The sequence below is a fragment of the Arthrobacter sp. E3 genome (assembly GCF_017353415.1).
In the GTDB taxonomy this organism is placed as follows: Bacteria; Actinomycetota; Actinomycetes; order Actinomycetales; family Micrococcaceae; genus Specibacter.
The window spans coordinates 53,341-75,885 of sequence record NZ_JAFMPX010000014.1; the positions used below are offsets into that span (position 1 = coordinate 53,341).

Here is a 22,545-nt window from a genome sequence, read left to right on the forward strand (position 1 = left end):
TCTCGTTAGAGTGGCGGGCAAACTCCCGCCCCTCCCCTTGACAATGTGTCGGGCGGCAGCACCCTGACAGCAGCAGTCGCAGCAACGGATAGCCTTTGCGCTGCGGCCAACCGCTTCGATGCAAGGCCTATAAATCAGGGTTATTAGACGGAGAAGCCTTGGTTGAAGGCCATGAGTTGCGCTTGCACCTCCCAGTAGGAGGTGGCTTCCGGTAGTTGCAGACCGTCGCGTAAGGCTGTGACCGTTTTGAGAGCTGAGTCCACCGCTGCGCGGTAAGGCAACGAACCGGAACTTACTCGTCGAACCCCCAACGCTCCCAACTCAGCAACAGTGAGGAAGGGGTGGGCCAATACGTTCACTGGCAGCCCGGTTCCGTCGGTGATGGCCCGAATTTCATCGGGATCAGCCAGTCCTGGGACGAATATGCCGTCAGCACCAGCCTCTGCGTATGCGCGGGCACGCAGCAGTACGGCATCCGCGGTTGCTTGCTCAGCAAACCATAAATTGTCCACCCGTGCGTTGATAAAAATGGTTGGGGTTCGTCGTTTGACCTCAATGACTTTCATGGCAAAAGCCGCTGGATCCACTAAGTGTCCAGAGGTACTGTCTTCGATGTTCACCCCGACGACACCATGGTCTGCCAGTTCAGCCACAAAATCCGCAACCTCGCCGGGGTCATCTGAGTAGCCATCCTCAATGTCCGCAGTGATGTGCACGGGCAAGGAGCCCAACATCGCCACCAGAGCAGCAGTCGCCTGCTGGCTGGACCGGCCGCCGTCGGGCTGGCCAGCGCTGACTGCTATGCCGAAGCTCGTGGTACCGATGGCAGAGAACCCTGCTGCGGCGAAGGCCAAGGCCGAACCCACATCCCAGGCGTTAGGGAGGACCAGCGGAGTCTCAGCTTGATGGAGATCATGAAACGAAACCATAGTCATTCCCATCTCGAGCAACCGCAGAGGCCGAATCCTCTCCAGACTACTAGAGACAGCTCAGTGCACAAGGTGTCTCAGCTCTAAAGCCTGAACGGGCAGGATTGCTGCCATCGTGTAAACATGTTTGTTCGTGTCTGCGCGGTTTACCGGGTTGCTATGCCATACGACTATCCGAGTCCGCCTTACCCAGCTGAGCTCCTCAGGGGAAAGTCACTAATCTGTGGAGGACCATGCTCGAGACGTACCAGTTGCAGTGATTTTATGTTCGCCCACTACGAGCTTTAGAGAATGTAGACCACCGATGGGCCCCTGACTGATTCGAACCCACGACCCCGCTTTGCCAATCCTTCCTTGGAGCCTGAGCCGCCACCATACGAGCACGGTTCCCAAGGCGGCCAGCGCCGTCGTCACCAGCAGGACAGCCAACTGGATTCCCAAAACTCCGCTGCCCACAAAGTTCTACGCCGCCCACAGCCCTGGCACGGCGTAGGGAAACCAACCGCCCACGCCCAGGAGCACGGAGACTTGGGAGAGCACCAAAATCACGATCGCGGAGCCTATCCCGGCCAGCATGCTGCGGCAGATGCTGGCACTCAAGCCACAGACGACAGCGAGCGAGCCGGTGAGCAGCGTGGCGGCTGCAAGTTTGGCGACCAGCGCGAAGCTGCCGGCCGTAGGTACATATCCGAGCACCCACCCCAGCAGGGTGGTCACCCCAGTCAGAATCGCCGTAGCGCCGATCGACCAGAGACAGAGAACAATGAGCTTGGCACCGGCGATCATGGTGCGGCTGGTTGGCAATGCGAACAGTCCCGTTATGGTTCCCTGACTGAACTCCCGTCCAAAGCTCCATGCTTACACGACGCCGAACGCCAGCAACCCGACGGCCGAGGAAGCCGCGGTGGTGACAGAGAGCAGGCCGTCCCAGCCGCCGTCGCCCGCGAAAGAAGCAGCCTTTGCAGCGGCGGTACCTTTGCCTGCAGGAGCGGCCAAGGAGGCGGCAGCGGGCCGCCTTCATGACTTCCCCACCATCAAGTTCGCTTCCACGTCTGCGTTGACAAGATCAAAGAAGCGGCGTTCCAAATTAACGCCAGCAGGGGCCAGCTCGCCGATGATCCGCCCTGCATTGATCACGGTGATCTGATCGGTAATTCGCGCCACTTCGTCGAGATGGTGGCTTGACACCAACACCGAAGCACCAGTTTCGTGTACGCGCTCCAGTAGTATCCGCCGCACCACAACCGTGCCCGCAGGGTCCGGTGCATTCGTTGGCTCATCGAGCACCAAGACCTCGGGATCGGCGACCAGTGCGGCGGCGATCCCGAGTCGCTGGCGGTTCCCCAGGGACAAAGTCCGCACCCTCCGCGTCCACCACTTCGACAGGAGCAGTTCCTCGCCCAGCCGTGACGCTGCAGCGTGGGCATCGGCCCGGTTGAGCCCTGCCAGGCGCCCGGCGATCTGCAGATTCGCTTTGACGGTGAGCTCCGGATAGGCCAGCGGCGTGTCTATGAGGTGCCCCACGCCGACCCATCCGGAAGACCTCATCTGAGCAACATCAAAACCGCGCACCAGCACCCTCCCTGCAGTGGGGGCGGCGATGCCCAGCACCAGATTGGTCGGCTACAAGGCGCGTCCCTCCCTGCACGCCTTCGCTGCGCCAACGAGCTCGACGACGGCCGGTTCAGTCGGCATCGGAACTCTCCTCGAGCACTAGCGCAAGATGTGCCAGTGCGGCACGCAGCTGACAACCGAGCGGGGTGGCGCCCGCGCCGCCGTCGTGCGACAGTGCCGCCGTCAACGCGCCAAGGCACGCCCCCGTGGCAACTTCCGCTTCCAACCGCTGCACGCCAGTGGACACCAGCGCATCCACAATCGCCAACTGCGTCGCCTGCGTGCGCTCCCACGTCTTGGCCCGCAGGCCCGGGTGTGCAGCGGCAATGCGAATCCTGCGGCGGGTGGCCTCGTCCTCCCCTGCGTCCAGCTGGGCAAGAGCAATGCTGAAGGCTGTGCACACCCGTTGTAAAGGCGAGAGCTCCGCCGGCTGTGCTGACACGATAGTGGCAATGATCGGGTCGTAGGGGTCGTCGATGATCAACGCATCCTTCGTCGGGAAGTACCGGAAGAACGTCATGGACGTCACCCCGGGCTCCGTAGCCAGGGCGGTCCACGGCGGGTACGCTACCGGGATGGAAACCAATCAGCTTTTTCTCCTCTCGGACGCCGCCCTTCGCAGCGTCATCGACCGCCTCACGCCCGAAGACTTGGGCAAGTCTGCCCCTGATGAATGGTCGCAAAGTCCGGACCCGACCATCCTCGACATCCTGCGGGCGCACGCCTACGACGAAGCATGGGTCCCGGATGTCCTCGCCGGGGTCTCTACCGCCGACGGCGACAAATGGCACGAGCTCGACCTGCTCGGCGATGATCCGATCGCAGCCTACGACGCGCTGAACGACACGGCCACGGCCGCTGTCCGGGACGGGGTTGCCCCGGATACCATGTTCCACTTCCAGTACGGCGACTATCCGGCACAGGAGGGTCTTGTTCATTTGTCGCTCTACCGCGGGTTCCAGGCCTGGATGATCGCCAAGCACCTCAACATCCCGTTCCATCTCTCCGCTGAACTGATCGCAGGCTTGACGGAGCATGTACTTCCCAACGCTGAGGAGTGGCGCGGCTTCGGCGTCTTCCCTACAGCCATTGAACCTCCAGCCGACGCCGACGACGAGACGCAACTGCTCTGCGCCGTCGGCTATTGGGTGCCCTGACGTGGGCATATCGGCCGGCGCGTAACTCTGAGCCGAAGTACTCCCCTGCACGGCGGTTCATCTCATCGACAGAGACCTTCTCGAGGCGTTGGCACAGCATCCACTGGTGGCCGAAGGGGTCGCGCACGCGGCCACCCTATCGCCGGGAGTTTCCTCGGTGATCATGACAATCCACTTGCCGATGCGCACTTCGGCGTGGATGGCCATCCCCGACGGATCGGCAAATCGTTCGCCTATTTCCTCCGCCGCGAAGGCAGCTCGGTAGAAGTCGATCGCTTCGGGTCCTCCGCGGACCACCAGCCGGGGTGCTGAATGAGGCAGAACGGGTGCCCGGCTGGGTCAGCGAACACGCCTTCGCCATCTAGTTTGCTCGCACCCAGGGCAAGGACGCCAAGTGTTGCCTCGCCGATGTCCTCCACCATGATGTCAAGATGCATTTGTTGCGGAACGGCGGGACTGGGCCACGTTGGCCGGCGGTGGCCGGGTGCGCGTTGAAATGCCAACCCGGATGACGTCTCGTTCTCCGCAACCACGACGAAGTCATCGCTGTCATAAGTGATGGGCTGGCCCAACAAGCGCGCATAGAACCCCGCTAAGTTGCGTGGATCCGGACAGTCAAGAACAAGGTGGTGGAGACGTCCAAGCATGCCTCCATCCTCCCGTGGGCTACGCCTTCACGCCAGCCCCACCAGTAGAGTTTCAAGGCATCCGCCGTCAGGCGGCCTGGCCCAGCGCAGCGCTGAAGGCCGCGGCACCGTCACCGGTAAATTCAGCCGCGTCCACGGGTCTTCCGGAGACGGCCAGGAGCAGACTGATGGCAGGTCCGCGAACCTCCGGTCCTTCTCCGTGGACAAAGTTTGTATCGGTGGCGACGAGGCGCATTCCCGCTGCGCGTTCCTTGCCTCCCCCCATCGAGACGCCGGTTTTGACTTGATAACCGAGTGCTTGCGCCACGTGGGCAGGCGGATAGTCGCGGTGGATGCCCAGCGGGCGTCGAATATCCTCGCCGTGGACGAAGGCCTCAACAAACCGGGTGGCCAACGCCGCCGGGGGCGTGCAGCTATAGGTGCACACTGCCTGCAGCTGACCCAAGGTATCTCTGGGATGGGCAGCCTTTTCGCGGGCAATCCCAGAAGCGTTGTCACGGTCAAAATCGAAGCGGGCAACCACCAGCCGCCGAATGAAACCCCAACCCGTGGTCTTCGCAGAATCCACCAGGTGCGCCACCACGTCGTGGACATCCCAGGACGGGCACAGCGACGGCGTTTGCCACTGGGCCGGGGTCAACCTTTCCAAGTCCGCGATCAGGGCCCTGCGCTCAGCGTGCACCACCGGCCAAACTACAGTGCTGGGAATCTTTGCCATGAAGCTATAAAAACAGTAGCGCTCACTTCTTGTCAAGGAGTAAAATGGCTCCATGTCAGCACGGAGAAGTTACGGTTCATACAATGACGGGTGCGCCTCCTCCCATGCCTTGGATCTGGTCGGCGAGCGTTGGGCTCTCATCATTGTCCGAGAACTGCTTCTGGGCGCCAAGAGATTCGTAGACATCCAGCACGACATCCCCGGCATCGGCCCGGGACCGCTCACGCAGCGTCTGCAGGATTTGGAAGAAGCAGGCATTGTGCGCCGTCGTTCACTGCCCGCGCCGGCCCACGTGAGCGTGTACGAACTCACCGAGTGGGGTAGCGGCCTTGAAGCCGTCAACACGGCGCTCTCCCAGTGGGCCATCCAATCCCCCCGCCTGCCGCTGGAGGCTGACATGAGCCCCGATACGCTAGTCCTGGCCATGCGCGCCCACGCCCGCCCGCTTGCCCCAGGTTCGCCGGGGCGCAACGTTTCCTTGACCTTGTCCGACTCCCGCACACCCAGCAGGGCCGCCGTGGAGTATGTGGCAGCACTGACATCCGAGGAGGCGTCCATCGTTAAGGTCGCAACCGTTCGTGGGAGTGCTGTTGACGCCCTTGATGCACAGGCAAGTTGCACCACGCGTACGTGGAAGTCCCTGATCATGGGCGGGGTCCTGTTGGACAGCACAGATCTCTCGATAATCGGCAGCGCCGACGCTGTCCAGGAGCTCGTCGATGCCACCAAATTGCAGCTGCCCTGATCATCCAGCTGGGCTTTTCTCCCAATGAGCAAGGCAACTCGGAACACGCCTTAGACGGCAAGCCATCCCGGCGCCGCAGCCCGGAACTGCTCTCCCGTCAGCAAGGCTGCGCCCTCGGGCAGGCAACCCAGCAGGGGCGTGGGCAGCGCCGCGAAGAAGTCCCGGTTGTCCAGTTCCACGTCCGTGGGTTCCTGCGGCCACGAGCCCACGACCAGCCCGGCAGCGGCCACGTTCCTGCGTTCCAGGGCCTCGAGCGTGAGCAGCGTGTGGTTTAGTGTGCCGAGGGAACTGCGGCACACCACCACCACGGCCGCACCCGGGAGATGTGCGGCTAGCTCCGCGATCGTGTTTCCCTCCCCATCAAGTTCCACGAGCACCCCGCCTGCGCCTTCCACCAGCACATGGTCGTGCGTGGCAGCCAGCCTGTGGATGGCTGCCACGTGGCTTGCCAGCGTCGGCAGCTTCCCACCCTCACGGGCAGCAGCGGCAACAGGCGCCATGGGCAGCGTGAGCCGCACACCCTCAACCGCTGCAGCAATTCCAGCCAGACGCCGCACCTCAACCATGTCACCGCCGTCGCCTGTAAGCACGCCAGTCTGGGTCGGTTTGTAGGCGGCCACAGATGCCCCGCCAGACTGCAGCACTGCGGCAAGCGCCGCCGTTGCCACTGTCTTTCCCACGTCGGTATCCGTTCCAGTGACAAGCACGACGGCGGGCAGCCGCAGCACCGGGGCGGTCATCGGCTGCCGCTTTCCACGAAAACGGACAACGGTGTTTGAAAGGACAGCAGGCACAGCCAGTCCGGTTCCGTGCCCGCCAATGCCAAGTGCGGCAGGGTGCGAGCTGTTTCCTGAACCACGAGCGTGGCTTCAAGCTCCGCCAGTTTTGCGCCAAGGCAGCGGTGCAGTCCGTGGCCAAACGCCAGCGAGTACGCCGTGGGCGGGGCATGCGGGCCGTGGTTCCCGGAGAGTTGCAGCAGCACCTCGGCCCCTGCCGGAAGCTGCACACCATCCAGCACCGTGTCGCGCAACGCCGCCCTGCGCCACGTGTGCACGGAAGATTCCGTGGCCAGCACGCCCCGCACATGCCGCTCCGCCAATGCAGGCTCGGCCAACTCCGCCCACGGCTGCGCCACAGCCAACCCCTTTGACCCGATGCCCCGGTACAGCGCCGTGTTGATCAACTGCGAGGTGGTTTCCTGCCCGGCAATGACCAGGAAGTAGCCCAACGAGCACACTTCGGCACTGCTCAATCCCGCAGACAGCAACACGCCAAACAGGGAATCCGAGCCGCGACTGGCGGCCACTTCCGCGCGCAGCCAGCCATAAAAGGCGGCTGCGCTGTGGGCCAGTTCCAGCTGCCGGGCGTGATCCGGCCAGCCCCAAAACAGTTCAAGCGAGTCGCGGCTCCACGTTTTCAGTTCGTCTAGCGGAGGGTTGGTTTGCCCCGTCAGTTCCGCCATGATGACGGGCGGGACGTGCATGGCAACGGAAGTTGCCAGGTCCACCGGGCCCTCCTCCAAGGCAGCGGCTGTGTGCGCCAACTGTGCCCTGGCAATCTCCCGAACCCGGGGCGTGACGGCCGCAACCTTGGCAGGGGTAAAGAATCGGGTCACCACACTGCGCACGGCCCGGTGGCCCTCCCCCGTTGCGGATGCCAGGACAGGCGGCAGCGCGAATTTCGCCTTGCTGAGTATGCGCAAGGTGGCCGGGGCCAGCGGGACCACCGAGGTCAACGCGTTTGTCGGGGCAAAGTCGTCGGTGCGGCGCATGACTTCCCTGGCCAGGGCCGGTGTTTCCACCACGTGGTAGTTCACAGTTGCTATCCTTCAAGGGATGGGTTGGTGGATGGGAGTGTGCCGGGGCCAGACAGTGCCTCTTGGACGGGGGCGGGCAGCACGTAGCGCAACAGCTCGGCCGCATCCTCCATTTGGCTCGCGGACAGGTCGGCCCGGGCAGTCAGGCGCAGGCGGGACACGCCGTCGGGCACGCTGGGCGGGCGGAAGCAGCCCACCAGCATTCCGGCATCGTGCAACTGCCCCGCCACGGAAACAGCCTGCTCGGCTGAAAGCATGGGAATGGATTGCACAGCACCCGGCGAGCGCATGATGCCCGCGATGCCAGCCAGCCAGGCAGCGTTCGCCTGCAGCCGGGCGGCAAGGGCCGGCTCGGCAAGGATGATGCGCGCAGCCGCCGCTGCTGACGCGGCGGTCGCCGGTGCCAGAGCCGTGTCGAAGATGAACGGGCGCGCTGAATTGATCAGGTGTTCGCGCAATTCCGGTGGCCCCAGCACAGCCCCGCCCTGGGAGCCCAGTGCCTTGGACAGCGTCACGGTGAGCACCACATGAGGGGCTGCGGCAAGCCCGGTCGCATGCACGGCACCGCGACCGTCCCCGGCTACTCCGACGCCATGCGCCTCATCCACCAGCAGCCACGCGTCCTGAGTGGCGCAGGCCTCGGCAAGGACCGCTAGTTCCGCGGCGTCGCCCAGCACCGAATACAGGGATTCAACCACGACGACGGCGCGCGGCACCATGCGCTCGGCCAGCGCCGCCCGCACAGCATCGACATCCCCATGCGGGACGATGACGACAGGCGAACGGGAGAGCCGCGCGGCGTCGTGCAGTGAGGCATGCACATGCGCATCGAGAACCAGAAGGGTGCCCGGCCCGCCCAAGGCCGTGAGCACTCCAAGGTTGGCCAGGTAGCCGGAGGAAAACGGCAGCGCAGTCTCTGCGCCCGTCAGCTGGCACAGGGCCTCTTCAAGGTCTGCATGCACTGCCAGCGTGCCGCACACCACTGGCGAAGCACGTGATCCCGAACCATGGCGCAGCACGGCCTCGACGGCGGCGGAGGTCAGCCGCGGGTCGCGGGAGAGCCCCAGGTAGTCGTTGGATGCCAGATCCAGCAGGGGCCCGGCTGGCAGCGCTGCAGCACGCCGGACCAATCCGCGGCTCTCACGCACCTTGGCCCGGCTGTGCAGCCACTGCTCCATCGCGCCGCTGTTGGACGCACCCGGGCCGGGCACATCCGGGCCGGGCACACCGGCGTCGTCCGTGGTGAAGGCAGGCATCAGCCGTGCACCTGTTCCACCGCGGCGCACAGGCCGGCACCGATGGCGGCAAGGTCCTCGGCAGTGCTGATGTAAGGAGGCATGGTGTAGACGAGGTTGCGGAAGGGTCGAACCCAGACGCCGTGGTACACGGCCGCGCGGGTCAGGGCGGGAACGTCCACGGGGCTGTGCAGCGCGATGACTCCCACTCCCCCGAGCACCCGCACGTCCAAGACCCCCGGCAGTGTGGCTGCCGGGGCAAGCGCCACCCCCAGGCCGGCCTGCAGCGCAGACACCTGCGGGCGCCACGGCGTGCTCTCCAGCAGCTTCAGCGAAGCCACAGCCACGGCGCAGGCCAGCGGATTGGCCATGAACGTGGGCCCGTGCAGCAGCGCGCGTAGGGGTGAGGCCGTGATGGTGGCGGCCACCTCGGAGGAACACAGCATGGCCGCCAGCGTCAGGTATCCGCCGGTCAGTGCCTTGCCCACGCACATGATGTCAGGGGCCACCGACGCCCAGTCGCTGGCGAAGAGTTCCCCCGTGCGGCCAAAGCCGGTGGCGATCTCATCCACAATCAGCAGCAGGCCGTGCTCGGTGGCCACGCGGCGGGCTGCGGCCAGACACTCAGGAGCATAGACGTACATGCCGCCAGCACCCTGCAGCACAGGTTCCAGCACAATCGCGGCCAGTTCCCCGCGGTGTGCCGCCACGGTTTCCTCCAGCAGCACCACCCATGCTGCAACTTCAGCCGGGTCGGAGACCAGCACGCCGTCGACAAGCCGGGCCTGCGGGGGCCGGGGCAGAAACCGCTGCCGTGCCACAAGGTGCGGGAATTGGGCGTGCATGCCGTCGACGGGGTCGCACACGCTCATCGCGGCAAACGTGTCGCCGTGGTAGCCCCCGCGCAGGGCCAGGAAGTGGCTGCGTCCAGGGTGCCCGGCGGCCGCCTGGTACTGCACGGCCAGCTTCAGCGCCACTTCAACGGACACGGAGCCCGAGTCGGCAAAGAACACATGCTCCAGCCCGTCGGGAGCCATGTGAACCAACAGCTCGGCCAGTTCCACCGCCGGCTGGTGCGTCAAGCCGCCAAACATGACGTGGGAGAACTTCGCTGCCTGCTCGGCCAGCGCCTCATCAAGCACCGGGTTCCGGTAGCCGTGCACGGCTGACCACCACGAACTCATGGCGTCGACCACCTCAAAGCGTTCCCCGTCCGCATCCTCAAGCTGCAACTTCGTGCCGGATGCGCCCAGCACCGCGTAAGGGGCCGGGCCGTCAAGCGGGGCATACGGGTGCCAGAGCAGGCCCCTGTCCCGGGCCACGAGCGAGCGCGTTTCCTCAAGCATTGGGGGCGAGCTGCGTTCCTGCACCACGACGGCGGATGGCAGGCTGGGAGCCGGCGGCACCTCCGGCGTCGTGCAGAGAGGGACTGCCAACGGCGGAGGGCTGTTGGCCAAGAACGGTGAAGCCTGCGTCCGCGATCATCGCCAAATCGTCCTGGCCGGGCTGGCCCTCGCTGGTGAGGTAGTCGCCCAGGAAGAGTGAGTTGGCAATGTTCAATGCGAGGGGCTGGAGGCTGCGCAGGTGCATCTCGCGTCCGCCGGCCATGCGCAGTTCCGCTGCGGGGCAGGCGAAGCGGACGAGGGCGAGAATGCGCACGCACTGGGCCGGGTTCAGCAGCCACGTTCCTTCCAGCGGCGTTCCGTCAAAGGGCATGAGGAAGTTCACCGGGATGGAGTCGCTGCCGAGATCACGGAGGGCAAAGACAGCGTCGATGAGCTCATCATTACTTTCGCCCATGCCCACGATCAGGCCCGAACACGGAGAGAGTCCGGCTCCCTTGGCGGCCTCAACGGTGCGGACGCGGTCGGAGAATTCGTGGGTGGTGCAGATGTCCTTGTACTTGGATTCGCTGGTGTTCAAGTTGTGGTTGTACGCATCAACGCCGCACGCCTTGAGCCGCTCGGCCTGGCCTTGTTTCAAAATGCCGAGGCAGGCACACACTTCAACATGGGGGTGTGCCTCCTTCAGCCCGTCCACCATGGTAGCCACGCGCTCCACGTCCCTGTCCGCGGGGCCCTTACCGCTGGCCACCAAGCACACGCGGGAGGCACCGGCGGCGATTCCCGTTTCCGCCTGCTCAAGGACCGCTTCGGGTTTCAGCCACGTGTACTTCAAGATTTGCGCGGCCGAGCCCAGGCGCTGGGAGCAGTATGTGCAGTCCTCCGGGCACAAGCCGGATTTCAGGTTGACAAGGTAGTTCACCTTGACCGTGTTGGAGAAGTAGGTGCGCCGCAGGCGTGCAGCGGCGGCCACCACATCCAACAGCTGGTCATCGGTGGATTCCAGGACGGCATGGGCCTCTTGGCGGGTCAGCATGGCGCCGGACAACTGCCGGTCGGCAAGGGAATGAAATTTATTGAACACTGTTCAAGTATGGAAATTCGTCGTTCCGCTGTCAAATGAGCCGCCCTGCCCCCAACGGCTGCAATCGGGTTTTCCGTGTGGATTTTCGCTGCTCGGTGTGGGCTGGCTGCGGGGATGACGCGATGGGGCAAAATGGAGCTGTGTCGCGTGGGCTTTCACAACCTGCGCACGAAAGCCACGAAAGCCACGAAAGGACTGGAGCACATGGCGTTGACACGCGAGCAGGTCATCGACACCGCGTTCAGTATTTTGCGCGATTACGGTATCGCTGACCTTTCCATGCGCCGCCTGGCCCGTGACCTCGACGTCCAGCCCGGCGCACTCTACTGGCATGTGAGGAACAAGCAGGACTTGCTCGGTGTCCTCGCGGTCATGATTCTTGCACCGGTCAAACCACAGCACGTGGTGGGGGCCGGAACAGCAGGGGTAATCGAATCCTTGCGCCTTGCCTCCCGGCAAGTCCGCGATGCCCTGCTGGCCGTGCGAGACGGCGCGGAAGTCGTAGCCCTGACACAAACCTTGGCGCCACAATCGCTCCCGGCGCTGCAACGCTTCACGGCAACCCTTGCTGGTGCCGGCCTTTCAGGCAGCAGCGCTGCCTGGACCGGCCGCGCGCTGGTGCACTACATTTTGGGCACCGTCACGCAGGAACAGACACAGAGCGGACTCGCCCAGGCAGGTCTGTTGGCCGGTTCTTCTAGGCCGGTGGACGACGCCGAGGCTTTCAACTTTGGCCTCGAACTGCTATTGGCTGGTGCCGCAGAGTTATTGGAAAAGGAAACCACGCAGCAGCGGGACGTTGGATAAACACCGTCGATGGACTGGTCTCCCCGCCCATACTGCACGAAATGACTCCCCGCTACCTCCCACCCCTACCGCGGACGGGTTGAAGTCAGGCAGAATCGATGGGCGCGCCGCAATCGATGGGCGCGCCGAAACCCGCACCGCGGTAGTGTCTTGGACATGAATACGCACACGAAGTTCTCGGACATCGTCGAGGACACGGCGGTTGACCACGCTGCTGCACCCGACCCGGATGATTCCCGCAAGCCGCAAAAAGTGGCCAGGATAAAAACAAAGTCGTGGAAATATGTAGCCAAACGCTCGGTAGCCAAGTTCGGTGCGGACGCCTCAACCGACATGGCGGCATCCCTGACGTACTACGCAGTATTGTCGCTGTTCCCGGCAATACTGGCGCTGGTTTCCATCCTCGGCCTGGTGGGCCAGGCCGAGGAAACCACCAAGGTCATGCTGAACCTGGTCGGACAGCTCACAGACCCGTCCATTGTGGAAACCATCAGCGGACCCGTGGAACAGCTGACAAGTTCCCGGGCAGCTGGCTGGACGTTTGTCTTGGGGCTCGCAACCGCGTTGTGGTCTGCCTCGAAATACGTCGGCGGATTCAGCCGGGCCATGAACCGCATCTATGGCACCGACGAGGGGCGCCCGGTGTGGAAACTTCGCCCCGCACTTCTGCTGGTCACCTTGGCCGCAGTGCTCATGGTGGCCATCATGGCACTCCTTCTGGTGATCTCCGGCCCCATTGCCAAGGTGCTTGGCGATGCCATTGGCTTCGGCGACACCGCCGTGACGGTCTGGAACATCGCCAAGTGGCCGGTGCTGGCGATTCTGGCCGTGGCACTCATCGCCCTGCTGTACTACTTCACCCCCAACGTGCAACAGCCGAAGTTCCGATGGATCAGTGTTGGAGCCGCCGTTGCACTGGTCGTGGCCGTGGCAGCTTCGGCCGGCTTCGGCCTCTACCTTGCCAACTTCAACAAGTACGAGAAAACTTACGGTGCCATCGCCGGGGTGATCGTGCTGCTGCTCTGGCTGTGGATCATGAACCTCGCCCTGCTCTTCGGCGCAGAAGTGGATGCTGAACTTGAACGTAGCCGCCAACTTCAGGCCGGCATCAAGGCAGAAGCCGAAATCCAGCTACCGCCGCGCGAAGTCACCGCCAGCCTGAAAAAGGCAGAGAAGGAAATGGTCCTGGTCGCTGAAGGCAAGCACCTGCGCAAAAAATTTGCCCCAGACTCGCCCGATGACGACGCTCGCAAGTCAGGCGAAGGTAAAACCCTGTTGTGGCTGGCGGGCATAGGTGCCGCAGTCCTTGCCGTTACCTCATGGCGCAACCGTGGCAACCACCAACCCAAACAGATGGACTAACCCTCATGCAGCATTTCGATCTTGTCATCATCGGCACAGGCTCAGGCAATTCCATTCCCTGCCCGGAACTGGAGCACCTGAGCATCGCGATCGTCGAGGACAACCTCTTCGGTGGCACGTGCCTGAACGTTGGCTGCATCCCCACAAAAATGTTCGTCCACCCGGCCGAGCTTGCCGACGCCACACGCCACGGCAGGGCTTTGGGGGTGGACTCCCAGCTCACAGCCGTTGACTGGGTGGGCATACGGGATCGGATCTTCTCGCGCATTGACGGGATCGAGGCAGCGGGCAGGGCCTACCGCGAAAGCCCCGAGTGCCCCAACATCACCGTTTTCTCCGGCCACGGCCGCTTCACGGCGCCCGGTGAACTGCGCGTTTCAATGCACGACGGCGGCACCCAGGTCCTCACGGGTGACCGGTTTGTGCTGGGGGCCGGCTCGCGCGCACAAGTGCCCTCGATCGACGGCTTGCGCGAGCCAGGTGCCGCCTTCCACGCCACTGACACGATTCACACCTCTGACACGATCATGCGCATCGAATCACTGCCAAAGAGCATTGCCATCTTGGGCGGTGGGTATGTTGCAGCCGAGTTTGCGAACATCTTTTCCTCCTTCGGCACGCAGGTAACCCAGATAGTCCGTGGCCCGGCACTGCTGCGCCACTTGGACAGCGACGTCTCCGAACTGTTCACCAAGGAAACCGCCGCACGCCATGAGTTGTTGCTGGACACCGAGGTCAAACACGCGAAGGTGGGCGGGGCCGGCGTCGTGCTTGGCCTTGAGGGGCCCGGAGACCGGCAAACACACACCGCGGAGTTGTTGCTGGTGGCGACGGGCCGGCGGGCCAACGCGGACACCTTGAATGTTGCTGCGGCCGGGATTGACGTGGACAGACATGGGCGGGTGGTGGTGGACGAGTTCCAGCGCACCACGGCGGACGGGATTTTTGCGCTCGGCGACATCTCCAGCGAGCACCAGCTCAAGCATGTGGCCAACCACGAGGCGCGCGTGGTGCAGCACAACCTCATCCATCCTGCCGCCATGATGTCCGCAGACCACCGCTTCATCCCGGCAGCGGTGTTTGGCGAGCCGCAAATTGCCTACGTGGGGCTCACCGAGGACCAGGCCCTGCGCCAAGGCGTCCCCTATGTCGCAAAAACCCAGGCCTATGCCGACATTGCCGCTGGCTGGGCCCGGGAAGATTCCGGCCATTTCCTGAAAGTGCTGGCGGATCCTGCGACGGGTAAGTTGTTGGGCGCCCATGTCATCGGCCCCGACGCAGCCACCGTCATCCAGCCCCTGATCCAGGCCATGTCCTTCGGCCAGCGCGCCCACGACGTGGCGCGGGGGCAGTACTGGATCCACCCGGCGCTGAGCGAATTGGTGGAGAACGCGCTGCTGGGACTGCCAGCACCCACGGAACCGTAAGTAGACTCTTCCAATCCAAACCCGGGAGTGCTCCGAATCACAGGGTAGACGGATCCAACGATGGGTCGTCCACACTGTTCAAGGAGAAGTCCCATGAATAAGAAGTCAGCTTTACTCATTGCCCCGGCGCTTGCGCTGGCAGCCATGACCTTTTCCAGCGGAGCGGCCATGGCGGCCGACAACGGAACCAGCACCTTCGAAACGAACCTGGGTGCCATCAACGGCAGCAACGCCACGGGCTCAGTCTGGATCACCCTCACCGGAGACCAGGCCACCGTGACGGAAAATGTCAGCGGCTTGGCGGCGACGTTCAACGGCGCGGCATACCCGCATGCGCAGCACATCCACATCGACGGCGCCGGCGTGTGCCCCGCACCCTCAGCGGACACCAGCGGCGACGGCGTCATCAGCACCACCGAGGGCGGCCCGTCCTACGGCAAGATCGGCACCACACTCTCCACCAGCGGTGACACGAGCGACAAGGCGGCCCTGGACCTGGCCGTTGCAGGAATGGGTGCAAGCTACAAGTACGAGCGCACGTTCACCATGAACGCCGAAACGATTGCCTCCATGAAGGCCGGAAAGGCGGTAGTGGTGGTTCACGGCCTTGACCCCGCCACGCTGCCCGCCGCAGCACAGAAGGAAATGAGCGACCTGGCTCCCACCTTGCCGCTGGCTGCCACGTCGCCAGCGCTGTGTGGAACCCTCGCTGTCTCCCAGATGGCCGCCATGCCCGGTGGCGCCCCCGGAACGGGTGTAACCACAGCGCTTGCTCCGACCAACGCCTCAACCTCCCCTGATGTGGCTTGGTTTGTGGGTGGCGGAGCCCTGGTGTTGGCAGCCGGAGGGGCCTTGGCATTGGGTCGGAAGCGGACTGTGGCTGCACACAAGTCCACGGTTGCAAAGTAGCGGCGGCGATTTCTCCATGATCACCACCAGCAGTAGTCACGGGCGCCGCAGGGCGCCCGTGACTACGGTTCTGCTTCTGGCAACGCTCACCCTGGGCGTTGCCGGATGCGGGGCTCAAGCAAATGCCTCCCCACCCATCTCGAGCCAGGTTTCCTCATCATCGAGTTCTTCCGCACCCGCGAGTCCTCCAGGTGCGGCGCCCTCCACGACAGCTGCAGGCACGACGGCGGCCACTGCTGCCCCGTCCCCTGCTCCCATCACGCAGCCGCCACCGGCTCCAGCCAAGGGACCCGTGCTGGCAGCTTCGGCTCCGGTCTCATTGTCAGTGCCGGATATCGGTCTCACCACCCCCCTGCTGTCGCTGGGACGCGACGCCAAGGGCGAGGCAGAAGTTCCGCCCGGGGAAGCTGGCTCCCCCGCCGGATGGTACAAGTACTCGCCGACGCCCGGGGAGCAGGGTCCCTCCGTTATTTTGGGACACGTCAACACCACCACCATCCCCGAGGGTGTGTTTTACCGGCTCCACGAACTCAAGCCAGGCGAACAGTTCAGTGTGAGCCGGGCCGACGGCAGCGTGCTTGTTTTTGGCGTTGACCGCACCGAAATCTTCCAAAAGGCATCGTTCCCCACACTTGCCGTGTACGGCAACACCGACAGGGCAGAGATCCGCCTCATCACCTGTGGCGGATACGAACCCAGCACCGGGGAATTCGTCGAGAACACCGTGGTCTACGGGCACTTGCTCTCCAGCACCAAGTAACTGCGCGGGTCACCGACGCCAGCCGCCCACCCATGCATCCCGGCCACGGGCCACCTACTCTTCACGTTTTGGATTGGATTGCCATGAAGACGAAACTCAGCATTTCCGCCGCAGTGGCCGTGGCCGCCGCCATCGCGTTGGGCGGCTGTTCCGCAGGACTGGGTGCGACCAGCGAAATGAACCACCCCGCACCGGTGGCCTCCTCCGCCGCAACCGCGCACACTGAAGGCGCAATGGCGTCGATGATTCACATTCAGGAGGGGAAGTTCCTAGACCCGAAGCCTCTGGATGCCGGAACAAGCGTGAGCGTGATGAACATGGGCACCACCGCCGCCACCATTGTTTCAGACCAGGCCAGTGCCTTTTCCGTGACCGTTCCTGCCGGTGGAATGGCAGCCTTCAAGGCCCCGGCAAAACCCGGCAGTTACCCTTACCACAGCATGGAAGGAGACATGCACGGCGTCCTGACTGTGGTGGCAGGCCCCGCACCCGAGGCGGCAGCGATGGTGTGCGCGGCGGAAGCCAGGAATACCGTCAAGGACATCCTTGCCCTTCCTGCTGTTCCCGAACCGGAGACCGAGTGGGACGGCACCACCTACACGTGCACCTATCCACTGGCCGCAGGCAACTTCGTGATGAGCGTGACAGTGGCAGAAACCCCGGAAAAAGCAACCGAAGCAGCACAAAAATTGGCGGCCTCCCTGTCAGCTGCCCCCATCAAGGGCCTGGCAAACTTAGGTCTTCCCGGCTACCAATCACAAGCAGGAAACGTCATCTTCGCCAAGGACAACATGACCTTGCATGTAGACGCCACAGCGCTTCCTGCCAGTGTTGGACCGCACGACGTGTCAGCGGCCAGTTTCGCCTATGAAATGTCCACCACGATCCTCGGCTGCTGGACCCACGGCTGAGCCCGTGTCAGGCGGCTGGGTTGTGCTAGGCGCGGCCACCTGGAGGACCAACAAAGAGCATGGTGGCCATGATCCCGCCAACAAACACCACGAACACGACGCTCAAAAGCACCGGACGGTTGAGCATCCAGCGCAGTACGACATCGACCCAGTGACCGTCACGGGCGTGACCGGTGGCCGTGGTGCGCCAGCCGCCGTCGAGCCTTTCCTTTCTCTCCAACCACCGGTCAAAGGGGATGGTGAGGTACGGCACAAAAGCGGTAGCTGCGGCGCCAACAATCAGCTTGGTGGGCCAGCGCTGGTTCAATCCGACCAGGACTGCGGTGGTGACGTAGGCGATGAACACCAGTCCGTGTGCAAAGCCGCCCACGGTGACGGGCCAGTCGCCCAGCTTCAACGCGTATTTCATGATCATGCCAGCAATCAGCAACGTCCACGTAACGGCTTCGGCGATGGCGATGGAGCGGTAGAAAGTACGTGGGGTCATGGGCTGAAGTCAGTCCTTGCATAGTTGTAGCGAAGCTTGCGGGCGGAACATGGCGGACACAAATGGCCCTATGCAGCCTAGCTGGCTCTGCTGGGTGGAGCCTATACACCCAGCCGGATACGCCGGGCCCGCGCTGATGCTTCGCTGGGTCCAGGGGATCCTAAACTCCAGCGGACAACGCCGAGTACGCCTTTTGTGGGCACCGTCACCGGTAGCGAAAGAGGGCCAAGTCTCGGTGTGCTCAACTGCAGCAGTTCCTTGTATCCAAGGGGTAAGGACGCCACTGCTGCAGCAAAAAGAATCTTATAGCCGCCTTGCTGCGAGCGTGCCAAGGGCGGGTTCCTGATGAAGGCCACCGTTTCGGCAACGGTTTCGTCGTAGCGCAGCTCTTTGGTGTAGGCGGCAAGCTGATCATTGAGCCCACTGACGGTGGTAGGCGGGTTCTCCACCTGCATGAGCGCACCAGCCACGGCCCAGTCGGCCACATAAGCATCAGATCCTCCGGGAATGGGTCCGCCGTAGGCTTCATGGGTTGCCAGGAAGGCTTGGGTGAATGCCAAGTGGATCCATCGCAGCAGATCAGGATCATTAGCGGTGTACGGGCGTACTTCCCCACTGTTGGTGTTGTAGCTCCCGCGAATGTGCTCGTGAATGCGCAGCACCTTGTCCGATGCCTGCCGGGCAGCCGCGGTGTCCCCATAAGTAAGCGTGAAGATCCAACGGATGGTTCCGGCCAGCCTGCCAAGAGGATCGCTGCGGTAGCTGGAGTGGTCATGGACGCCTGCGAGCGCACCCGGGTGAAGCGCCTGGATAAGCAAAGATTGGATGCCGGCCACAAGCGTCGTCATCGACCCGTGGACAGCCCAAGCAGCCGATTCGGGACCAAAGTAGCCGCCGTCGTCGCCCTTTTCCAAGTCAAGTTCCCATTGCGGGATGGTGGGGGCATTGTTGCTGAAGGTGCCGCGCAGTTCCGAGCGCCACTTGGACAGAGGGTTTTCCATACCTGTAGTCTCTCCCGTTTAGCTGGATGTTTGCAGGCAGCGCGGCATTTCTGGATGCACCACAATGAAAGTGAGACCGCGTGGTGCTCACATGCGGGGCGGGACAAGAGAAAGCATGACCAACTCATCAGCTTCCAGCGCCAAGCATTCAGACAGTCCTGACGAGGGATCCACACCGCCACGGGAGTACAGTGAAAAACCCGCCGAAGAGAGCTGGTCTGTGCCAGTGAGGCTGCAGCAATATCTACTCACGCTCTGCAATGCGATCGGCAACGAATGCCGAATCCCGCCCCACCCCTCCCAACAGGGCTGAAGTCAGTCCGTACTGGAAAGGCAATCCCACAAAATACAGTCCGGGAAATTCGTGAACCTCTCCCCGGTTGGTAACCGGCCATCCCCTGCTATCAACTGAAAGCCCGTCAATCCAGCCATAGCTCGGCTTGTAACCAGTTGCCCATATGACCGTCGACACGGGAAGGACCGGTGCAGGCATGCCCGGTTCATTGGGGAAGTACGGACGTCCGGCTCCGTCCACCTGTTCAAAACGCGGCAGGCACCTGACCCCAGCGCTGAGCGCGTCATCGATGGACACTGAAATCAAGGGCCCGCCTTGCGCGGTGAAATCCTTGGCAACTCTTCGTCCTAGTGGAGTGCGACGCGTGAGCACCTTGTCAATGAACTGCCAATACAAGCCACCGGCGTGCTTCAAGGCAGCATCGGGAACGTGAAAGGGAACGCGCCCTGCCAGCCATACGCGGTGGTCCCGTGCCAGTTCCATGGCAATTTGGATGCCCGAGGTGCCGGCGCCAACCACCAGAACGCCACCTTCCGGCAGTGACTGCGCATTGCGGTAGTCGCTGCTGTGCAGTTGGCGGATGTCCTCGGCGAGCTTGGCTGCGAGGTCAGGAATGAAGGGCTCTGAGGTGGCACCTGTAGCGATGACGACGTTGGCGGCGGTGAAACGGCCGGCAGTGCTTTCAACCGTCCATGCCCCGCCACCATCCACGTCACGGGTTCTGTCTTCGGCATGGATTCCTGTGACGACAACTCCTGTTGTGACAGGGAGCTGGGCCGCATAACACTCCAAGTACGTGGCAACCTGGTCCTTGGTGAGAAGACTCCCCGGCGGTGCTGGGAATTGCATTCCCGGAAGTGAGCAGTGCTGTGCCGGTGTGAAAAGCCGGAGCGAATCCCAACGTTTTCGCCAGCTGTTGCCCGGCGACCCTTCTGCTTCAAGAACACGGCAGACAACCCCCCTGTTCCCAAGGTGAAAAGCTACCGACAGCCCGGCCTGCCCCGCTCCGACAATGATGGTCTCGCCCAACGTCTGTCCAGCCATGATGCGCCTCCCTGGAAGCTGCGGTGGAACTATTTCACTAGAATACTCTTCTAATCAGTGGAATGCTATTCTTGCTTATGGTCGAAATCCAGGACAATCCAGCGCCTCGCGGCCGACGCCAGGTCCAGTCGATCCAGACGCGTGAACTGATTGTGGCAACAGCAGGCAAACTTTTTTTAGCGAATGGCTACCTGGGCACGTCCATCGAAACTATAGCCACACAGGCAGGCGTCGCCATTCAAACCATCTACAACTCGGTGGGGAACAAGCCCTCCTTGCTTTCAGCTGTCTTGGATGCGGCCGTCGCCGGACCACTCGCGCCGGCAACCGTTCCCGAGTTCATGGCAAAACGTGTCGCTTTGGCAACCGACGTGCCAGGGGTCATCAGCGTGCTGGCCGACTGGTTTTCCGAAGGCATGCCCCGCAGCCACGCGATCTTCAACGTCATCAGCCAAGCGGCCGCCATCGATCCTGACATTGCACAATTGCGCGAGTCGCGAGCCCTGCAGCGGCTAGCCAACTACCGGCTGGCCGCCGCTTCGATTCGCGAGCGCGGCGGACTGGCCAATGGCATGAGCGACGACGACGCCGCGGCCGTCATCTTTACGCTTGGCCACCCCGACAGCTATGCATCGCTAGTGGCCAACTTCGGCTGGAGCCTGCACCAGTACCGGGACTGGATCTACATCTCGATGCTGAGCGCCTTGTCGTGAACCGGCACCGCACTAACCAGCGCCAAGCCATGCTGGATCAGTGGTGAAATCCCACGCGCTCATCCCTTTGGCCCGAGAGCCGTGCCACCGACTTGGCTAGATCTGCCAAGAACATGGCAGCCAAGTCAAAGGTGAAACCGTTGCGCACCACCACGCGCAGCACATGCACATCAGCCATGCCCTCCGGCATGGGGTAGGCCGGCACAATCCAGCCAAAGCTGCGCAGCTCATGCGAGAGGTCGTACACGGAGTAGCCATCCGGGGCCGTCAGTTCGAAAGCCACAACGGGCAATTCGTTGCCGCGGCTGAGCAGCGTAAACGGCCCCATTCCCTCCACGCCCGTGGCAATGGCGCCGGCGATCTCCCGGCACCGCGACTGGATACTTTGGAAACCGTCAAAGCCGTAGCGGACGAGTGTGTAATACTGGGCGATCACTTGGGCTGCGGGACGGGAAAAGTTCAAGGCGAACGTAGGCATGGAACCGCCCAGGTAGTCGACGCTGAAGATCAAGTCTTCCGGCAGCTCTTGGGTGCTTCGCCACAGCACCCAGCCAACCCCGGGATAGACAAGTCCATATTTGTGCCCGGAAGCGTTGATGGATTTGACCCGCTCCAACCTGAAATCCCACAGCAGTTCTGTGTCAAGGAATGGTGCAATGAAACCGCCCGATGCGGCGTCAACGTGCATCGGTACGTCCAAACCCGTGCTGGCGGCCAGCTCGTTCAGGGCGGCGGCAATCTCCGTAACGGGTTCATACGAGCCGTCAAACGTTGAACCGAGCACGGCCACCACACCAATGGTGTTTTCATCACAGGCAGCAGCGGCTTGTACTGCGGTCAGATGCGTGGCACCCTCGAGCGGGATCAGCCGTGCCTCTACGTCCCAGTACCTGGCAAATTTTTCCCAGCACACCTGCACATTGGCACCCATGACGAGATTGGGCTTGCTGGCATCGAGCCCGGCAGCTTCCCTGCGGGCACGCCAGCGCCACTTCAGTGCCAGACCTGCCAGCATGGCTGCCTCCGAGGAGCCTGTGGTGGAACAGCCCATGGCACCGGCATCCCCGGCGGGCTCCGGTGCATGCCACAGATTCGCCAACATGTTCACGCAGCGACGCTCAATTTCGGCCGACTGCGGGTACTCGTCCTTGTCGATAATGTTCTTTTCCAAGGAGGCTTGAATCAATTCAGCTGCCTGGGGTTCCATCCACGTGGTCACGAACGTGGCAAGGTTTTGGCGGGCATTGCCGTCAAGCATGAGCTCGTTGCGGATGAACTGCATCGCAGCGTCGGCGTCCTGGGTGCCAGACGGAAGCGTGTGCTTGGGAATGGTGCCCATGCCCGAGTCGAACGCACTGTCCAGAGTGAACTTCTCGGCTCGGCTGTGATGGCGATGCAGGCTCATGCAGATCTCCTAGGTGTGTGGGTCAGTAGCGTTTTGATGGGCGGGCTGGTGCCGGCGGGAATTTGGGCTGGAGTTGAGCATTTTGGTGCTGCGGCCGGCCGGGAGCGATGAAAAGGGGGTGGGTGCCCTGCGAGGA

Annotated in this window: 25 protein-coding genes and 1 pseudogene; 9 read left to right on the plus strand and 17 right to left on the minus strand. The window is 63.1% G+C overall.

Annotated elements, in window-relative coordinates; translation table 11 throughout:
• Positions 1 to 143: 143 nt before the first annotated feature.
• The 5 genes and pseudogenes from JMA46_RS08165 to JMA46_RS08185 all read right to left on the minus strand — a co-directional run bounded on the left by JMA46_RS08165 (position 144) and on the right by JMA46_RS08185 (position 3,129).
• The gene (locus tag JMA46_RS08165) at positions 144 to 929 is read right to left on the minus strand and encodes an isocitrate lyase/phosphoenolpyruvate mutase family protein (RefSeq protein ID WP_207344845.1); all 786 of its coding nucleotides are present in this window, start codon (positions 927 to 929) and stop codon (positions 144 to 146) included.
• Between the two features lie 462 nt (positions 930 to 1,391).
• Positions 1,392 to 1,769, minus strand: a pseudogene (locus JMA46_RS08170) (ABC transporter permease); the annotation flags it as partial.
• A gap of 18 nt (positions 1,770 to 1,787) precedes the next feature.
• Positions 1,788 to 1,925, minus strand: coding sequence for a hypothetical protein (locus JMA46_RS08175; RefSeq protein ID WP_207344846.1), 138 nt, complete (start codon positions 1,923 to 1,925; stop codon positions 1,788 to 1,790).
• A 21-nt stretch (positions 1,926 to 1,946) separates the two neighbouring features.
• The gene (locus tag JMA46_RS08180) at positions 1,947 to 2,540 is read right to left on the minus strand and encodes an ABC transporter ATP-binding protein (RefSeq protein ID WP_207344847.1); all 594 of its coding nucleotides are present in this window, start codon (positions 2,538 to 2,540) and stop codon (positions 1,947 to 1,949) included.
• Positions 2,541 to 2,613: 73 nt separating this feature from the next.
• Positions 2,614 to 3,129, minus strand: coding sequence for a TetR family transcriptional regulator (locus tag JMA46_RS08185; protein WP_207344848.1), 516 nt, complete (start codon positions 3,127 to 3,129; stop codon positions 2,614 to 2,616).
• Between JMA46_RS08185 and JMA46_RS08190 the strand changes: the two genes are divergently transcribed.
• Positions 3,119 to 3,700, plus strand: a complete 582-nt coding sequence (locus JMA46_RS08190; protein ID WP_207344849.1) for a hypothetical protein — start codon at positions 3,119 to 3,121, stop codon at positions 3,698 to 3,700. The genes JMA46_RS08185 and JMA46_RS08190 overlap by 11 nt on opposite strands.
• 233 nt (positions 3,701 to 3,933) lie before the next feature.
• On the opposite strand, the gene JMA46_RS08195 is transcribed toward JMA46_RS08190, so the two are convergent.
• On the minus strand, positions 3,934 to 4,347 hold the full coding sequence (locus JMA46_RS08195; protein WP_207344850.1) for a VOC family protein: 414 nt from the start codon (positions 4,345 to 4,347) through the stop codon (positions 3,934 to 3,936).
• 67 nt (positions 4,348 to 4,414) lie between these two features.
• Positions 4,415 to 5,065, minus strand: coding sequence for a maleylpyruvate isomerase family mycothiol-dependent enzyme (locus JMA46_RS08200; RefSeq protein ID WP_207344851.1), 651 nt, complete (start codon positions 5,063 to 5,065; stop codon positions 4,415 to 4,417).
• Positions 5,066 to 5,117: 52 nt separating this feature from the next.
• On the opposite strand from JMA46_RS08200, the gene JMA46_RS08205 reads away from it, so the two are divergent.
• Positions 5,118 to 5,810, plus strand: a complete 693-nt coding sequence (locus tag JMA46_RS08205) for a helix-turn-helix domain-containing protein (protein ID WP_207344852.1) — start codon at positions 5,118 to 5,120, stop codon at positions 5,808 to 5,810.
• Positions 5,811 to 5,860: 50 nt separating this feature from the next.
• On the opposite strand, the gene bioD is transcribed toward JMA46_RS08205, so the two are convergent.
• From bioD to bioB, 5 genes are read right to left on the minus strand one after another with little or no spacing between them, the layout of a single operon-like run.
• Positions 5,861 to 6,550, minus strand: coding sequence for a dethiobiotin synthase (gene bioD / locus JMA46_RS08210; RefSeq protein WP_247647164.1), 690 nt, complete (start codon positions 6,548 to 6,550; stop codon positions 5,861 to 5,863).
• Positions 6,547 to 7,626 carry a cytochrome P450 gene (locus JMA46_RS08215; RefSeq protein WP_207344853.1) on the minus strand — a complete coding sequence of 360 codons (1,080 nt, stop codon included), beginning with the start codon at positions 7,624 to 7,626 and terminating at the stop codon, positions 6,547 to 6,549. Before JMA46_RS08215 ends, bioD begins: the two co-directional genes overlap by 4 nt.
• A gap of 5 nt (positions 7,627 to 7,631) precedes the next feature.
• On the minus strand, positions 7,632 to 8,882 hold the full coding sequence (locus JMA46_RS08220; protein ID WP_348770093.1) for an 8-amino-7-oxononanoate synthase: 1,251 nt from the start codon (positions 8,880 to 8,882) through the stop codon (positions 7,632 to 7,634).
• Positions 8,882 to 10,207 carry an adenosylmethionine--8-amino-7-oxononanoate transaminase gene (locus tag JMA46_RS08225; RefSeq protein WP_207344854.1) on the minus strand — a complete coding sequence of 442 codons (1,326 nt, stop codon included), beginning with the start codon at positions 10,205 to 10,207 and terminating at the stop codon, positions 8,882 to 8,884. Before JMA46_RS08225 ends, JMA46_RS08220 begins: the two co-directional genes overlap by 1 nt.
• Complete coding sequence (bioB, locus tag JMA46_RS08230) at positions 10,200 to 11,288, minus strand: biotin synthase BioB (RefSeq protein WP_207344855.1); 1,089 nt, start codon at positions 11,286 to 11,288, stop codon at positions 10,200 to 10,202. The genes JMA46_RS08225 and bioB overlap by 8 nt, the downstream gene beginning before the upstream one ends.
• 204 nt (positions 11,289 to 11,492) lie before the next feature.
• Here bioB and JMA46_RS08235 point away from each other — a divergent pair, with 204 nt between their 5' ends.
• The 4 genes from JMA46_RS08235 (at position 11,493) to JMA46_RS08250 (ending at position 15,793) form a co-directional block, all read left to right on the plus strand.
• Positions 11,493 to 12,095 (plus strand): TetR/AcrR family transcriptional regulator C-terminal domain-containing protein, encoded by a 603-nt coding sequence (locus JMA46_RS08235; protein WP_207344856.1) that lies wholly within the window; start codon positions 11,493 to 11,495, stop codon positions 12,093 to 12,095.
• A 156-nt stretch (positions 12,096 to 12,251) separates the two neighbouring features.
• Positions 12,252 to 13,457: a YihY/virulence factor BrkB family protein gene (locus tag JMA46_RS08240; RefSeq protein ID WP_207344857.1), complete on the plus strand. Its 1,206-nt coding sequence runs from the start codon at positions 12,252 to 12,254 to the stop codon at positions 13,455 to 13,457.
• Positions 13,458 to 13,462: 5 nt separating this feature from the next.
• A complete protein-coding gene (locus JMA46_RS08245; RefSeq protein WP_207344858.1) occupies positions 13,463 to 14,884 on the plus strand; it encodes a mycothione reductase in 1,422 nt (473 codons plus the stop codon).
• 93 nt (positions 14,885 to 14,977) lie between these two features.
• The gene (locus JMA46_RS08250; RefSeq protein WP_207344859.1) at positions 14,978 to 15,793 is read left to right on the plus strand and encodes a hypothetical protein; all 816 of its coding nucleotides are present in this window, start codon (positions 14,978 to 14,980) and stop codon (positions 15,791 to 15,793) included.
• Between the two features lie 114 nt (positions 15,794 to 15,907).
• On the opposite strand, the gene JMA46_RS17160 is transcribed toward JMA46_RS08250, so the two are convergent.
• Entirely contained in the window at positions 15,908 to 16,138 is a 231-nt protein-coding gene (locus tag JMA46_RS17160; RefSeq protein WP_247647170.1) for a hypothetical protein, read from the minus strand.
• Here JMA46_RS17160 and JMA46_RS17165 point away from each other — a divergent pair.
• Both JMA46_RS17165 and JMA46_RS08260 read left to right on the plus strand, forming a co-directional pair.
• Positions 16,119 to 16,553, plus strand: coding sequence for a class F sortase (locus JMA46_RS17165; protein WP_348770094.1), 435 nt, complete (start codon positions 16,119 to 16,121; stop codon positions 16,551 to 16,553). The two genes, JMA46_RS17160 and JMA46_RS17165, sit on opposite strands and share 20 nt — an antisense overlap.
• An 83-nt stretch (positions 16,554 to 16,636) precedes the next feature.
• On the plus strand, positions 16,637 to 17,464 hold the full coding sequence (locus JMA46_RS08260) for a hypothetical protein (protein WP_207344861.1): 828 nt from the start codon (positions 16,637 to 16,639) through the stop codon (positions 17,462 to 17,464).
• A gap of 25 nt (positions 17,465 to 17,489) precedes the next feature.
• On the opposite strand, the gene JMA46_RS08265 is transcribed toward JMA46_RS08260, so the two are convergent.
• The 3 genes from JMA46_RS08265 to JMA46_RS08275 form a co-directional block, all read right to left on the minus strand.
• Positions 17,490 to 17,951, minus strand: coding sequence for a DUF3817 domain-containing protein (locus JMA46_RS08265; RefSeq protein WP_207344862.1), 462 nt, complete (start codon positions 17,949 to 17,951; stop codon positions 17,490 to 17,492).
• A gap of 101 nt (positions 17,952 to 18,052) precedes the next feature.
• Positions 18,053 to 18,952, minus strand: coding sequence for an oxygenase MpaB family protein (locus tag JMA46_RS08270; RefSeq protein ID WP_207344863.1), 900 nt, complete (start codon positions 18,950 to 18,952; stop codon positions 18,053 to 18,055).
• 244 nt (positions 18,953 to 19,196) lie between these two features.
• On the minus strand, positions 19,197 to 20,291 hold the full coding sequence (locus JMA46_RS08275; protein WP_207344864.1) for an NAD(P)/FAD-dependent oxidoreductase: 1,095 nt from the start codon (positions 20,289 to 20,291) through the stop codon (positions 19,197 to 19,199).
• A gap of 77 nt (positions 20,292 to 20,368) precedes the next feature.
• Here JMA46_RS08275 and JMA46_RS08280 point away from each other — a divergent pair, with 77 nt between their 5' ends.
• Positions 20,369 to 21,004 carry a TetR/AcrR family transcriptional regulator gene (locus JMA46_RS08280; RefSeq protein ID WP_207344865.1) on the plus strand — a complete coding sequence of 212 codons (636 nt, stop codon included), beginning with the start codon at positions 20,369 to 20,371 and terminating at the stop codon, positions 21,002 to 21,004.
• A gap of 37 nt (positions 21,005 to 21,041) precedes the next feature.
• Here JMA46_RS08280 and JMA46_RS08285 read toward each other — a convergent pair whose 3' ends face one another.
• A complete protein-coding gene (locus tag JMA46_RS08285; RefSeq protein ID WP_207344866.1) occupies positions 21,042 to 22,409 on the minus strand; it encodes a glutamate decarboxylase in 1,368 nt (455 codons plus the stop codon).
• Between the last annotated feature and the right edge of the window lie 136 nt (positions 22,410 to 22,545).

What these genes read in the sequence shown, in the direction of transcription:
- JMA46_RS08245 (WP_207344858.1), top strand. Translation starts at nt 13,463, where the DNA reads ATGCAGCATTTCGATCTTGTCATCATCGGCACAGGCTCAGGCAATTCC.
- JMA46_RS08275 (WP_207344864.1), bottom strand. Translation starts at nt 20,291, where the DNA reads ATGGCTGGACAGACGTTGGGCGAGACCATCATTGTCGGAGCGGGGCAG.
- JMA46_RS08240 (WP_207344857.1), top strand. Translation starts at nt 12,252, where the DNA reads ATGAATACGCACACGAAGTTCTCGGACATCGTCGAGGACACGGCGGTT.
- JMA46_RS08250 (WP_207344859.1), top strand. Translation starts at nt 14,978, where the DNA reads ATGAATAAGAAGTCAGCTTTACTCATTGCCCCGGCGCTTGCGCTGGCA.
- JMA46_RS08235 (WP_207344856.1), top strand. Translation starts at nt 11,493, where the DNA reads ATGGCGTTGACACGCGAGCAGGTCATCGACACCGCGTTCAGTATTTTG.
- JMA46_RS08285 (WP_207344866.1), bottom strand. Translation starts at nt 22,409, where the DNA reads ATGAGCCTGCATCGCCATCACAGCCGAGCCGAGAAGTTCACTCTGGAC.
- JMA46_RS08195 (WP_207344850.1), bottom strand. Translation starts at nt 4,347, where the DNA reads ATGCTTGGACGTCTCCACCACCTTGTTCTTGACTGTCCGGATCCACGC.
- JMA46_RS08220 (WP_348770093.1), bottom strand. Translation starts at nt 8,882, where the DNA reads ATGCCTGCCTTCACCACGGACGACGCCGGTGTGCCCGGCCCGGATGTG.
- bioD (WP_247647164.1), bottom strand. Translation starts at nt 6,550, where the DNA reads ATGACCGCCCCGGTGCTGCGGCTGCCCGCCGTCGTGCTTGTCACTGGA.
- JMA46_RS08165 (WP_207344845.1), bottom strand. Translation starts at nt 929, where the DNA reads ATGGTTTCGTTTCATGATCTCCATCAAGCTGAGACTCCGCTGGTCCTC.
- JMA46_RS08190 (WP_207344849.1), top strand. Translation starts at nt 3,119, where the DNA reads ATGGAAACCAATCAGCTTTTTCTCCTCTCGGACGCCGCCCTTCGCAGC.
- JMA46_RS08225 (WP_207344854.1), bottom strand. Translation starts at nt 10,207, where the DNA reads ATGCTTGAGGAAACGCGCTCGCTCGTGGCCCGGGACAGGGGCCTGCTC.
- JMA46_RS08270 (WP_207344863.1), bottom strand. Translation starts at nt 18,952, where the DNA reads ATGGAAAACCCTCTGTCCAAGTGGCGCTCGGAACTGCGCGGCACCTTC.
- JMA46_RS08205 (WP_207344852.1), top strand. Translation starts at nt 5,118, where the DNA reads ATGTCAGCACGGAGAAGTTACGGTTCATACAATGACGGGTGCGCCTCC.
- JMA46_RS08200 (WP_207344851.1), bottom strand. Translation starts at nt 5,065, where the DNA reads ATGGCAAAGATTCCCAGCACTGTAGTTTGGCCGGTGGTGCACGCTGAG.
- JMA46_RS08265 (WP_207344862.1), bottom strand. Translation starts at nt 17,951, where the DNA reads ATGACCCCACGTACTTTCTACCGCTCCATCGCCATCGCCGAAGCCGTT.
- JMA46_RS08280 (WP_207344865.1), top strand. Translation starts at nt 20,369, where the DNA reads ATGGTCGAAATCCAGGACAATCCAGCGCCTCGCGGCCGACGCCAGGTC.
- JMA46_RS08260 (WP_207344861.1), top strand. Translation starts at nt 16,637, where the DNA reads ATGAAGACGAAACTCAGCATTTCCGCCGCAGTGGCCGTGGCCGCCGCC.